Origin of the sequence: Pedobacter africanus (genome assembly GCF_900176535.1) — a bacterium.
Taxonomy (GTDB): domain Bacteria; phylum Bacteroidota; class Bacteroidia; order Sphingobacteriales; family Sphingobacteriaceae; genus Pedobacter; species Pedobacter africanus.
The window spans coordinates 2,345,435-2,358,906 of sequence record NZ_FWXT01000001.1 but is presented as its reverse complement, the minus strand read 5'-3'; the positions used below and the strand labels follow the sequence as shown (position 1 = coordinate 2,358,906).

The following is a 13,472-nucleotide window of genomic DNA, read 5'->3' as shown; positions in this document are numbered from 1 at the left end:
ATGGGAGTTTTACTCCTGAGTTTTAAAACAGTAAATAAATGAAAGCATATATTTTTCCGGGGCAGGGTGCCCAGTTTTCGGGCATGGGTAAGGAACTTTACGAAAATGAAGTTGCCAGGGCCTTATTTGAAAAGGCAAATGAGATCATTGGATTTCGCATCAGCGACATCATGTTTTCGGGTACCGATGAGGAGTTGAAACAGACAAAAGTTACCCAGCCAGCCATATTTTTGCATTCTGTAATCCTTGCAAAAACATTGGGGGCTGAGTTTAAGCCCGATATGGTAGCAGGACATTCTCTGGGAGAGTTCTCTGCGCTGGTTGCAGCCAATGCACTTTCTTTTGAAGACGGGCTAAGGTTGGTGATTACACGTGCAAATGCCATGCAAAAGGCTTGCGAACTGCAGCCATCTACAATGGCAGCCATTCTGGGCCTGGAAAACGAGGTCGTTGAAAATGTTTGTGCAGGTATTGATGCCGTTGTGGTTGCCGCCAATTACAATTGCCCCGGACAGATCGTAATTTCAGGGAGTATTGAAGGGGTTGACCTGGCTTGTCAGCAACTAACAGAGGCCGGAGCAAAGCGTGCATTGAAACTAAATGTAGGCGGTGCTTTTCACTCGCCTTTAATGGAGCCGGCAAGGGTAGAGCTTCAGGAAGCCATAGAAAAAGTGAGTATTCAGTCGCCCGTGTGTCCTATTTATCAGAATGTTGATCCACAACCGAATACCGATCCTCAAAAAATAAAAGCAAACCTGATCACGCAGTTAACCGGTGCTGTGCGGTGGACGCAGACTGTTGAGCGTATGATTGCAGATGGTGCTGATGAATTTATCGAAGTTGGCCCGGGAAATGTACTACAAGGTCTGGTAAAAAAAGTAAGCAGGACCGTGCAGACCAGTTCCGCCACTGCCTGATCCATGAAATGAACATATAAAATACAACAAGCGTGGGTATAAGAGGTAAAATACGATTTCTTTTATTGATACTGGGCGCTTGTTGTATTGTTACTGCTTTATCTTTAAGGCATTCTATTACCAAGAAAGAGCTGCTCAGTTATGAAGCACATCAGCTTCAGAAAAACCTGGATGCAAAAGAGCAGATCGTTTATAATTTCTTATCCGACCCCAAGCAGGTAGAAAATGCAAAAAGCTATCACCTGAACGAGAATTTTGGCCTTTCTTTCATTAAAGCTTACCGTGGTCAGGGCATCAATATTCTGGTATATCAGGATGATGAACTTAAGTTCTGGAGCTCATTCAGGGCATTTCCATCCAATCCCGAAAACATAAAAGAAGGCTCCTCGTTTGTAGTACTCCGTAATGGCTCGTATGAGGTCATCAAAAAAAAGGCAGGCAGCTACACACTCGTTTTTCTGATAGATGTCAAAAGCCAGTTCGACATCCAGAACCAATACCTCGAAAATACCATTTCAAAACACCTCTGTCCTGCCAATTCCTTGTCGCTTGCCAGTTATCCCGACAGGGATGTTTATGGCATCAGGACCATAAAAGGCGAACCCCTATTTGAGGTTAAATTAAAACAGGGCTACTCCAGGGGCATTTATGCTACAATAGAAGTCTGGCTTTGGATCATCGGGCTTTTTAGTTTCTGTTTATTCTTCAACTCCCTTTCTGCATGGCTGGCAAAAGGCGGCCGACCGGTTGCGGGGACGCTATTGCTGATTGTTTTTTTCCTGGCCATCAGGATTACAGATCTGGAATACGGCTGGTTTAACCATCAGTTCAACCTGCAGATATTTAGCCCCACAATTTTTGGGGAAAGCTTTTTCCTGCCTTCCCTGGGTGATTTTCTGCTCAATGTAATTGCCATTACCTGGGTGGTCTTGTTCATGTACACCTACAGCGATAAGTATAGGGCGCCTGAATGGATTAAAAGCAGTAAAGCCGGTGGACTTGTTTTTCATTTGTTATTGCTGATTGTATTTAGTGGTCTGGCCTTTTTGTTTGACCAGGTATTTTTTGGCTTTATCAAAAACTCGAAAATAAACTTCAATATCACCAATATCATTAACCTGGGCTGGATCAGCTGGGTAAGTATCATCATTTTATGCCTTGCGTGGTTCAATATGTACCTTATAGGGAATATATTCATGCAGCAGACCCTGCAGTTGAATGTAAACAACCGCGAACGGCTGATCCTTTTCCTTGCAGCATTTTTTGTTTACCTGCTTTACCGCATAGCAACAGGCTTCAGCATATTTTTTATCGCTTATGCACTGTTCATTTTTATCATGGCATGGAACATCTACATCAGGAATAAAAAGTTCTCTATAGGCATATTTGCGGCCCTGTTCTTTTGCCTTGCCTTCATTACTTCCATTAAATACCTGAGGTTCACAGATTTTAAAGAGAAGGAAAAAAGGTACAATATCGCACAGAAACTGGGTTCTACAGACGATCCCAAAGTTATCAGCTCCATTGAAAGCCTGGAGAAGGCCGTTTCAACGGATGCTTTTATTGCCGAATATTTCAAGCAGCCGGCAATATTGGAATCCACTTTTGATTTACATAAACACGTCAATAAGATATTGCTGGGAGGCTACCTTACTCAGTTCGAATACAATTTATATGAGTTTAACGACAGCGACTCGATCATTTCCAATGAAAAATCAGTTGCATTAAGCTATTACAAAGACCTGGTTAAATCGGGTTCCGTTAAAGTTCCGGAATCCAATTTCTTTTACAGGCTCAACTATACTTTCGGGTATCAGAACTACTTTGGGATCATTCCCATATTTGTTGACAACAGGATCCGCGGTACGTTGGTCATCGACCTTAAATCACCGCAATACAATTACAACAGTCAGCTGCCCGAAATACTGGCTGATGGTAAGATTAAAAGCGAAGACGATTACAGCAATTATTCCTTTGCTTTTTACAATTCAGGAAAACTGATCAACCAGTCGGGCAAGTTTACCTATAAGCTTGCCAGTACCGATTTTAAGGGTTCCGTTGGAAAAGGGGAGATTGTTAGCGATACGCTGAACTATACCCACCTGGTGTACATGCCTGCCAGCAATAAAATGATCGTGATCAGCAAGGAAAAGGTGTCTTATGTGACCAGGCTGGCTACATTGTCCTTTTTCTTTCTCGTCTTTATCATCTTTTCCATTACCCTGTATGCGCTGATCTGGCTGCTTAAAAATATCGATGAAAGCTGGGGAAGTTGGTTTAATATCAATCGCTCGCTGATGATCAACGCTAACAAAATCCTTTATAAAACCCGCATCCAATTCTCAATCGTTTTGTCGGTAGTGGCCACATTGCTGATCGTTGGCTGGACAACCTATTTTTACATCCGGGAAGAATACCGCAAGCAACAGGAGAATTTTATCAAGGAGAAAATCCGGAAAGTACAGATGTCTTATGAAAAGCAGATTTTCAGTACAGGGGGAATCCCAGAGGTTAGCGACCAGGCCAATGCAGATTTTAACCAGTTTGCCAACATCAATGCCACTTACCTGAACCTGTTTGATGTCAATGGCGATCTGCGCTTTACTTCTTTGCCTAAATTGTACGATTATGGGATCATAGGCAGGAAAATAGGACCTGAAGCTTACATCAACCTCAAAATACAACAAAAATCGGAGTACATTAATCCTACGGAGCACATTGGCGAGAACTTTATATATGCTTCGGCCTATGCCCCGATAAAAAATTCATTGAATAAGACCGTTGCTTATATTGGTCTGCCTTATTATGCCAATGAAGCAGATTATCAGAGTAAAATCGGGCTGTTCATCAATACGCTGATCAACATTTACGCCCTGGTGTTTGTTGCAATCGGTATCCTTGCTGTTTTCCTGGCCAACCAGATTACCAGTCCGCTTACCTTTATACAAGACAGTATCCGTAAAACCAAACTGGGGCAAAAGAACCAGCCGATACAATGGTCGCGGCACGATGAGATCGGCTCTTTAATAAAGGAGTACAATAAGATGATCTCTGCTTTGGAGGAAAGCGCCGCCAAGCTGGCCAGGTCAGAGCGCGAAAGCGCATGGCGCGAAATGGCCAAGCAGGTAGCACATGAGATTAAAAACCCCCTAACCCCGCTAAAATTGGGCGTGCAGTTGCTGGAGAAGTCCTGGAGAGAAAAAGACCCCAATTTCGAGAAAAAGTTTGAGCGCTTTAATAAATCGTTTATAGAGCAGATCGACAGCCTTTCTACCATTGCTTCTGAGTTCTCCAACTTTGCGAAAATGCCGGATACCAAGCTCGAAAAGCTACAGCTTTTGCCCATCATTGAACAGGCCAGGGATGTTTTTACCAATGCAGAAGATGCCGAGATCTATATTTTCAATCACGCAGGCAGGGATGTGACTGTCCTTGGCGATAAAGATCAGCTGCTGCGTACCTTTAACAACCTGCTCAAAAATGGTATCGAAGCCGGTAATGCCAACAACAGGTGTGTGATCAAGATCAGGATTGTACACAACGAAACACATGTGTTTATTGAGGTAGAAGACAATGGCAAGGGAATAGACCCTTACCTGCAGGATAAGATATTTGTACCTAATTTTACCACAAAATCATCCGGTACCGGCCTAGGGCTTGCATTTGTTAAACAGGCAGTAGAAAACGCCGGAGGTACGGTTGATTTTAAATCGTCAGCAGATGTAGGAACTACGTTCTACCTGAGCTTTCCTTTATCGTAAGGTAATTGAGGCTTTACCCATTGTAAAACCATCTGTGTACAGAATAATGGAATAAGTTCCTTTTATGAAATCACCTGGATTAACCCATTCCATCGTATAAGAAGTATTGTCGTCGTTATAAGAGATGGAAGTAGACGAAGTGTACTGCATTTCCTGGCCATCTGCCTCAAACATATTGTTCTCATCTGCAACCAGATTACCCGCAGGGTCAAAAATACGCAGGTAAATTTTATGGTAATTTTTTTCGGCAAGCGGGTTAGGTACAATACCGAATTTAACACTTAGTTTTTTGGCTGTGCTTGCCCGTGTTACTTCTATGTTTTTTCCATTACTTTTCACCTTATAGGCAATAATGTACACATTGTTTGCTTTTAAGGAAGCCCCTGTTTTTACTTTGGCATTTAGTTCGGCATTCTTTTTTGCAAGTTCTTCGGCTTTGCGGCTTTCAGCATTGGCAAACTCCTTTAAACTGTCGCGCTGGTTTTTAAGGGCTGCATTCTCTTTTTCCAGCAGAGAAACCTGTTCGCTGTAATTTTTCACAAATGTCCTTAGCTCCATAACATCTTTTTGGGCTTCAGCCAGCTTTCCTTCAGTCAACACCCCTTTTTGAAGGGCCAGTTTTAGTTCAGCAATTTTTAAACGGGCCAGCTTTTGTTCTTCCTGCAGCTTCTCGCTCAATACCAGGTTCAGGTTGTTTGCCTTATCCAGCTCTACTTCAATTTTCTCTACCTCAAGTTTTAAGCGGTCTTTTTCGGTGTTTACGGTAACAAAGCGTTCGCTCTGTTGCTGGTCTTTAACATATAAATAAAGGTTGGTACCTAATAACGCAGCGATAACCACAATTAAAAAATAAATTTTATTGCGATCGCCCTTATTTATTATATCCTTTTGGTCTGACATTTTCTGGTTCTAAATCTCAAAAACAGTAAAAAAGGGAGGGAGTAAATGGCAGGATTAGGTAAAAAAACATTCAATTTGTATGAGACTTAAAAAAAAATCGTTTAATTGCTTGAGCCAGTTACTGTATTGTATACTGAAAACAACAAATGAAAACCAGATTTTAAGCTATTCTAATTACAAAAAATGTTCAAAACTATAATCTATGCACTATTATCAATATTAATAACCCCTATTTCCCTAATAGCACAATCCCCATCAAAAATTGCTCCAAAAAGAGAATTTCGGGGTGTATGGGTTGCAACTGTTGCAAATATTGATTGGCCGTCCAAGCCAGGGTTAAGCATTGATCAGCAAAAACAAGAGTTGATAGGTCTCCTGGAACAACATAAAGCTAATGGCATGAATGCCATTATTTTGCAGGTCAGACCAGCTGCAGATGCGTTTTATGCGAAATCAAGAGAGCCCTGGAGCCAATGGCTGATGGGCCGACAGGGGCTGGCCCCTGCCACAGGTTACGACCCACTTGCATTTGCCATTAAGGAAGCCCATTCCCGGGGTATGGAACTGCATGCCTGGTTTAACCCTTATCGTGCAACCATGAGTGCCAATGCTGTAGTTAGCCCCGATCATATGACCCGCAAACGGCCAGACCTTTTCTTTGTGTATGGTGGGAAAAAGCAGTTCGATCCGGGAATTCCCGAAGTGCGCGAATACATTGTGCAGGTAATTCTGGACGTAGTGAAAGGGTACGATGTAGATGGGATTCATTTTGACGATTATTTCTATCCTTATAAAATTGCCGGCCAAACCATTAACGATGCGGCAACCTTTAATAAGTACGGCAATGGCTTCGCCAATATTTCCGACTGGCGGCGGAACAATGTAGATATGCTGATCAAACAGCTCGACGATAGCATTCACCATTACAAAAAGTACGTTAAATTTGGGGTAAGCCCTTTTGGCATCTGGAAAAATCAATCTGAAGATAGCCAGGGCTCGGCAACAAATGGTTTGTCCAACTATTCAGAACTTTACGCCGATTCCAGAAAGTGGGTGCAGGAAGGCTGGGTTGACTATATCAACCCACAGATTTATTTTAGCTTTACACGCCGCGCCGCACCTTTTGGGGTAATATCAGACTGGTGGACCAACAACGCCTTTGGCAGGCACGTTTATGTTGGCCATGGCGCTTACCTGATCCACAATGGCACATCGCGCAAAGAAGCAGCTTGGGCCTTTCCAGACCAGATCCCCAACCAGATCAGGCACATCAGGGAGAGTAACCGCATACAGGGCAGCGTGTTCTTTAGCTCCAAGTCTTTCTCTACTATTGCCCGGGCTTTGGGCGATTCCTTAAAAAACAATTATTATAAATATCCGGCCTTGCCGCCACAAATGCCCTGGCTGGACGAAATTGTACCCAATCAGCCCCTTAACCTGACGGCAGAGGCACATGCCGATGGCGTACACCTGAAATGGGAACGTCCTTTAAAAGCCAGCGATGGAGAAACCGCATCGGGTTACGTGATCTACCGTTTTAATGAGGGAGAGAAGATTGATATCCTGAATGCAAAGAATATCCTCAGGATTAGTTTTGAGGATTTCCCAAGCTTTATAGATACCGCTGTAGAGAAAGGGAAAAGGTACAATTACCTGGTTACTGCGCTCGACAGGCTTAAAAACGAAAGCGAGCCCAGTGGTCCGGTAGGTATCCAGACCAAAGAGCTCGCCAGCGCCGAGTAGAACCGGCCGTTTATTTTTGTGGCATCAATACCAGGCGAATGTAATTGTCTTCATTCAGGTATTGCTGTGCAGTAGCTTTAGAACTTTCAACGGTAACGCTATCCAGTCGCTTTTTAAGGGAAAGTACCTGTGCCAGGTCTTCATCATTCTTTAAGCGGCCGCTCAGGTAGTTCAGCCAGAAGTTATTGTCGCGTAGACTAAGCTCTACCTGGCGTTGTTCTTCTGATTTGAACTTGCTGATGTCATCCGCTGTAGCGCCTTTGTCTTTGATCTGCTTCACCTCGTCCAGTGCTGCAGCAATCAGCTTTTCTACGTTTGCTGTTGCACAGCTAAAGGAAATGGTGAAATAGTAGTGTGCCTTAGGATATTTGCTCAGGCTAAGGCCTACCTGCGGACTATAAACCCCGCTTTCTTTTTCCCGCAGGCGCTCCAGAATTTTATTTTCCAGGGCCACCTTAACTGCTTCCATCTGTACATTGGTCTGTGCGCTGTACTCATAGTCGCCATGAATGTACAACTGTACTTCGGCTTTATCTTCAAGGCCTTTATAAACGGTTTTGCTCACTTTTCCTTTTGGCGGGTATATGCCAAGGTCAACAAAATTCTCGGCCTTGTTCTGGGCAGGCAAACTGGCAATATAAGTCTCAATCAAAGGTTTGATGCTTTCCAGGGTAAAATTACCTACGAACACAAAATTTTGACCGCTGTTGTCGGCAAAGCGCGCTTTGTAAAAATTAAAGGCCTCGTCTAAAGATATTTTATCCAGGTCGGACAGGTTTGTAGGCATAGCCCGCTTATGGTAAGAAGACATAACGGCCTGTACGGTGTCGCCAAAAACGCTTTCCGGATTGGCACTTTTGTTGGCCAGTACTACTTTATAGTCGCTGATGTTTTTATTGAACAGCTCAGCATCCTTGCGCGGATTGTTGGCATAGGCATAGATCATCTGGAAAGCCGTTTCCAGATCTTTAGGAGACGCACTTCCGCTGTAACCCTGATACAGATCGCTGACATAGGCACCTGCGCGTCCTGTATTTCCAGCAAGCAGCTTATTCAATTGAGTAGGGTTAAAGTCGCCCACGCCGCTCTCTGCAATCAGGCCTGCTGCTTCGGCCGACCGGAAGTTGGCATCTGTAGCCACCGAGGTTCCTCCTTTGGCGTATGAGCTGAAAATGATCTGGTCGTTCTTGAAATCTGTAGGTTTAAGCAATACCCTGATGCCATTGCTCAGGACCAGGCCTGTAACGCCTATCTGATCCATTTTTTCCTCTTTTACAATCTTTCCGGCTACGGGTTTTTGCTCCAGCAAAGGTTTGTTTACCGTATTGTCTACATACGCGGCAACATTATTTGCGGCATTTTTTAAAGCAGCAAGTAGCTGGGCCTCTGTAGGCAAACTTGCTTTTTCTTTTTCAGGAGCCTGTACTATAATGATCTGGTTTTCTTTGGTGATCAGTGTTTTTGCCAGGGCATTCACCTCTGCCAGCGTAATTTCGTCCAATGTCTTTTTGGTCAGCTCGTAAGCATATTCTGTAGATGGAATGCTGGTGCCGGTAAGGAAATTGTTCAGGTATTTCTGTACAAATGAAGAAGAAGAGGTCTTATCTTTTTCTTTTAATCGTTTTTCATTGCCTGCAAGGATGTTTTTGCGGGCAACCTCCAGTTCGGACTGCACAAACCCATACTTGCTCATGCGTTCGTTCTCGGCCAGTACAGCTGTAAATGCCTTTTCCAGTGTAGCACCCGATGTGGATACCGCTACCGATTGAAAAGCATTGATGCCGGGAACCAGTCCGCCCTGGTACGCTCCATATCCACTCTGGGCCTGTATAAATGGCGCATTGTCTTTTTGCATGATTTCCTGTATGCGGGCGCCCAGCATACTGTTGATCATGTTGTACAGCATGCTTTTTTTATAGTCTGCCGTTGTTTTTAACATCCCACCACGTTGTTTATACATGATCTGTGCAACATTGTACTGCTGTTCCGGATCGGTAATGATCTTAACCAGTGGCTCCTTATTGTCGGGCAGGTCATAAGAAGGGCGGGGCCTTGGGTTTGCCGGGTTGCTGAGGCCAGAAAAATTGTCTTTAATCAATTGCTCAACCTCATTTACGTCAAAATCGCCTACGGCAATTACCGCCTGCAGATTTGGCCTGTACCAGTCTTTGTAAAAGTTACGGATCTTATCGTGAGTAAAAGAATGCAGGATATCCAGTTTTCCAATCGGCAGGCGATTGGCATAGCGGGAGCCCTTCAACAATACCGGCAGCAGCTGTTTGCTCATGCGTTCCTGAGCATTTTTACCACGCTGCCTGTCTTCTTCTACAATAACGCCACGCTCTTTATCAATTTCCTCACCTTCCATTACAATTTTACCGGCCCAGTTGGCCAGTATTTTAAAACCTGTTTTAAATACGGCTGCACTATCAGTAGGGATGGGCAGCTGGTAAACGGTCTGGTCAAAGCCAGTATAGGCATTCAGGTCGGCCCCAAAGCGCACACCCGCTTTCTGCAAATAATTGATGATCTCATTCTTAGGAAAATCTTTGGTGCCATTAAATGCCATGTGCTCAGTAAAGTGCGCAAGTCCCTGCTGGTCATCGTTCTCCATCAATGAGCCTATTCTTGTAGCCAGGTATAGCTCTGCCCGTAGCTTTGGCTCCGAGTTTTTACGGATGTAGTAGGTCAGGCCATTGGCCAGCTTGCCTATTTTTACATTCGGGTCGTTGGGGATCACCGTTCCCGCAATTTTTGCGGTACTTTGCGCTGGCTTTTTGGCCGCTGCAGTTTTCTTTTGCGCAAAGGCAGGCGTGTTGAAGACTACCGCTGCTGCAAGCCCTATGCAAAGGGCGTTAAAATGTCTTTTCATAATAAGAGTTAGTTTGTTCAAAACTACGAATGGGTTCGTAGGGTAGATGGTTTTTTAACATAATTTAACAGTGATATGCGAATATCACTTCTGGCAATTTAAACTTTAATGATGATCTTTTTCTTGTACATCACCCAAAGGATCAGCAGCCAGAACAGGATAAACGCGATAGCCCAGGCCAGCGAGGCATTGATGGGGGAGAGCCAGGATTCAAAGCCCGAGTACAACCAGGCCTGCAGGTTTATTTCCGAACCATCCGCGGCCTTTACCGTAAACATGCGAAGTGTACGTGGGATCAGCCCCGATAAAAAGAAAACAGTGATGGCATTTACACCATACACCACAAAAGGTTTGGTAAAGCGGTTGTATTGCTGCACGTCGATGATCCAGTAGCAGAAAGATAGGATGATGGTAGCCAGGCCGCCAGTATAAAGTACAAATGAGCTGGTCCATAAGGCCTTGTTGATGGGGAATTGCAAGTCCCAGAGCAGCCCCAGGGCTACTGCGGCAGTTCCTGTACAAAAGAGCCAGCTAATTTTCGTGGCTGCATCTACATCCCTACGTTTTAAATATACCCCAACCAGTACGCCGAACAGGCCGGTAGCTACTGCAGGCATGGTGCTCAAAATACCTTCTGGGTCCCATGTTTTGGCTGCTTTCCATAAATGAGCTTCGGTTAGTATGGTCCTGTCCAGCCATGCCCCCAGGTTGGTTTCTTTTTCCAGGTTGGCATAACCCACACCAGGAACGGGCACAAAGGTCATCAGCAGCCAGTAAACTGCCAGCAGGGCAATCAGAATCCTGAAAATGTTCCGCTCCGAATTTTTAAGAAAGATAGCAGACGAGATCAGGAAAACAACGGCAATGCGCTGCAGTACCCCCGGAATCCTTACCCCCTGAAACGCGGCGATAGGCTCAGTAAATACTTTTGGATAGAGGGACAGGAACAGCCCAAGCCCAAACAGGATCAGGGCCCGCTTCAATGCTTTTAAAATGGTCTTTCCATGACTTGCGGCATCCGTTTTTTTGCTGCCCATGGCATAGGCAATGGATACCCCTACAATGAACAGGAAAAAAGGAAAGATCAGGTCGGTGGGCGTACAACCATTCCATTCCGCATGCCTTAAAGGCGCATAAACATTGCCCCAGTCGCCCGGGTTGTTTACCAAAATCATAGCGGCTACGGTTGCACCTCTGAAAAAGTCGAGTGACAATAGCCTTGCCGGGGCAGAAGTTACGCTTAAAGATGAGCTCATAAAAGAGTTTTTAAACAAAAAAACCGCTGCCTGGTTAATCGGCAGCGGTTATAAATATAATAAATTTAACTAGAACTTATAACGTACAAAAGCTTCCATGGCTTCGTACTCTGCCAGGCCTAAGCTGTCGTAAGCCTGGGCAGTTTCCCTGTTCCGGTCTTCAGCCCTTTGCCAGAATTCCCTTGCATCATCACCCGGGAAAACAGCCCTGTCTTTTTGCGACTGGTGTTTGAAGATGGCGAATTTCTTTCTTTCCACTTCCTGAGGGCTCAATGGCACAGCCATTTCAATTTCGTAGGTCTCAAACTCCTGCCATGCACCGCGGTACATCCATAACCAGCAATCTTTAACCCAGTCTTCTGTTTTAGCCAAACGTCTCAATGCTTCCAGGATAATGTTAAAACAAACGATATGTGTGCCATGCGGGTCTTCAAAATCGCCTGCGGCAAATACCTGCTCTGGTTTTACCTTTTGCAGCAATTCCATAGTTAGCACCACATCGGCGTCGGTAACCGGGTTTTTCTGGCTTTTTCCGCTTTCATAAAACGGCAATGCCATAAAGTGGATGTGGTCATCGTCCAGTCCGCAATAACGTGCACCGGCAATAGCCTCACCTTTTCTGATCAAGCCCTTTACCGTTTGAATTTCAGGAGTATCAATCTGGTTAGGCTGCTTTTTCTCGATAAAAGAACGCATATCCTGGTACAGTTTTTTAAGGTGCGCTGCATCCAGTCCCATTTTTTCAGAGAAGTCGATGTTAAACTCTACAAAGCGCAGCGCATCATCGTCCCATACAGCGGTATTGCCCGAAGTCTGGTAAGCCACATGGACATCGTGTTTCTGGTCTACCAGGCGGATGAAAGTACCGCCCATAGAGATCACATCATCATCAGGGTGCGGTGAGAAAATGATGGAGCGCTTTTTGGCAGGTGTGGCCCGCTCAGGCCTTTGCGAGTCATCGGCATTCGGTTTTCCTCCTGGCCATCCAGTAATGGTGTGCTGTAATTTATTGAAAATATGGATGTTGATGTTGTAAACAGGGCCTTGCTCAACAGCAAGCTGTGCCATACCGTTGTTGTTGTAATCGTCTTCAGTAAGCTTAAGAACAGGCTTTTTAAGTGTGTTGGCCAGCCAGATCACCGCTTTGCGGGTCAGTTTCTCGTCCCATACACAGTCTTTAACCAGCCATGGCGTATCAAAGCGGGTCAGCATTGAGGCTGCATCCTTATCTAAGATGAACTCAACATTGTCCGATAACTGTAAATAAGTAGCCGGTACCTCGCTCGAGATCTCGCCTTCAACTGTTTTTTTAATGATAGGTGCTTTTTTCTTGTTCCAGGCCATCAGGATGATCTCCCTGGCTTTGAAAATGGTACCAACACCCATGGTGATTGCTTTTGTAGGTACAAAAGATTTACCCCCGAAATCTCTTGCCGCATCACGTCTGGTCAGATCGTCGAGCGTAACCAAACGGGTACCTGAGTTTGGTGCAGAACCTGGCTCATTGAATCCGATGTGACCTGTACGTCCGATACCGAGGATCTGGATGTCCAGTCCTCCAAGGTCTCCAATCTTCTTCTCATAATCCAGACAAAATGCAGGGATTTCCTCCAGGCTCAATGTTCCATCAGGGATGTTTACATTGTTCTTGTCGATGTCGATGTGATCAAACAGGTTTTCGTTCATGAAAGTCACATAGCTCTGTGCAGCAGTAGGCTGCATAGGGTAGTACTCGTCAAGGTTAAAAGTGATCACATTCTTAAAACTCAATCCCTCTTCCCTGTGCATTCTTACCAGTTCAGCATACACGGCAACAGGCGTTGCACCGGTAGCCAGGCCTAAAACTGCATGGGCATTGGTTTTTTGTTTTTCTTTAATGAGGTTCCCGATGCGCTGAGCAACGCTGAGCGATGCTTCTTTGGGGTTTTCAAAGACAGAAACAGGCAGTTTTTCAAAGCGCGTTTCCTCCAGAAGATTTAATCTAGCCATTCGTTTGTTCTTAAATTTTGTACGGAGCAGTAAA

General features: G+C 44.7%; 7 protein-coding genes. 3 read left to right on the top strand and 4 right to left on the bottom strand.

Annotated elements, in window-relative coordinates; all coding sequences use genetic code 11:
• The first annotated feature begins 38 nt into the window (after positions 1 to 38).
• On the top strand, positions 39 to 917 hold the full coding sequence (fabD, locus tag B9A91_RS09670) for an ACP S-malonyltransferase (RefSeq protein ID WP_084238130.1): 879 nt from the start codon (positions 39 to 41) through the stop codon (positions 915 to 917).
• Positions 918 to 949: 32 nt separating this feature from the next.
• Entirely contained in the window at positions 950 to 4,678 is a 3,729-nt protein-coding gene (locus tag B9A91_RS09665) for a sensor histidine kinase (RefSeq protein ID WP_235012514.1), read from the top strand.
• Here the strand turns inward: B9A91_RS09665 and B9A91_RS09660 are convergent.
• Positions 4,670 to 5,578 carry a hypothetical protein gene (locus B9A91_RS09660; RefSeq protein ID WP_084238128.1) on the bottom strand — a complete coding sequence of 303 codons (909 nt, stop codon included), beginning with the start codon at positions 5,576 to 5,578 and terminating at the stop codon, positions 4,670 to 4,672. The genes B9A91_RS09665 and B9A91_RS09660 overlap by 9 nt on opposite strands.
• A 183-nt stretch (positions 5,579 to 5,761) precedes the next feature.
• On the opposite strand from B9A91_RS09660, the gene B9A91_RS09655 reads away from it, so the two are divergent.
• Positions 5,762 to 7,321: a glycoside hydrolase family 10-like protein gene (locus B9A91_RS09655; protein ID WP_084238127.1), complete on the top strand. Its 1,560-nt coding sequence runs from the start codon at positions 5,762 to 5,764 to the stop codon at positions 7,319 to 7,321.
• Positions 7,322 to 7,331: 10 nt separating this feature from the next.
• Here B9A91_RS09655 and B9A91_RS09650 read toward each other — a convergent pair whose 3' ends face one another.
• The 3 genes from B9A91_RS09650 to nagB form a co-directional block, all read right to left on the bottom strand.
• Positions 7,332 to 10,193 (bottom strand): M16 family metallopeptidase, encoded by a 2,862-nt coding sequence (locus B9A91_RS09650; RefSeq protein ID WP_084238126.1) that lies wholly within the window; start codon positions 10,191 to 10,193, stop codon positions 7,332 to 7,334.
• Positions 10,194 to 10,291: 98 nt separating this feature from the next.
• Positions 10,292 to 11,449 carry an acyltransferase family protein gene (locus tag B9A91_RS09645; protein WP_084238125.1) on the bottom strand — a complete coding sequence of 386 codons (1,158 nt, stop codon included), beginning with the start codon at positions 11,447 to 11,449 and terminating at the stop codon, positions 10,292 to 10,294.
• Between the two features lie 69 nt (positions 11,450 to 11,518).
• The gene (nagB, locus tag B9A91_RS09640) at positions 11,519 to 13,438 is read right to left on the bottom strand and encodes a glucosamine-6-phosphate deaminase (protein ID WP_084238124.1); all 1,920 of its coding nucleotides are present in this window, start codon (positions 13,436 to 13,438) and stop codon (positions 11,519 to 11,521) included.
• Between the last annotated feature and the right edge of the window lie 34 nt (positions 13,439 to 13,472).

Excerpts from the sequence above, each read along its gene's own strand:
- B9A91_RS09660 (WP_084238128.1), bottom strand. The coding sequence starts at position 5,578 with ATGTCAGACCAAAAGGATATAATAAATAAGGGCGATCGCAATAAAATT.
- nagB (WP_084238124.1), bottom strand. The coding sequence starts at position 13,438 with ATGGCTAGATTAAATCTTCTGGAGGAAACGCGCTTTGAAAAACTGCCT.
- B9A91_RS09650 (WP_084238126.1), bottom strand. The coding sequence starts at position 10,193 with ATGAAAAGACATTTTAACGCCCTTTGCATAGGGCTTGCAGCAGCGGTA.
- B9A91_RS09655 (WP_084238127.1), top strand. The coding sequence starts at position 5,762 with ATGTTCAAAACTATAATCTATGCACTATTATCAATATTAATAACCCCT.
- fabD (WP_084238130.1), top strand. The coding sequence starts at position 39 with ATGAAAGCATATATTTTTCCGGGGCAGGGTGCCCAGTTTTCGGGCATG.
- B9A91_RS09645 (WP_084238125.1), bottom strand. The coding sequence starts at position 11,449 with ATGAGCTCATCTTTAAGCGTAACTTCTGCCCCGGCAAGGCTATTGTCA.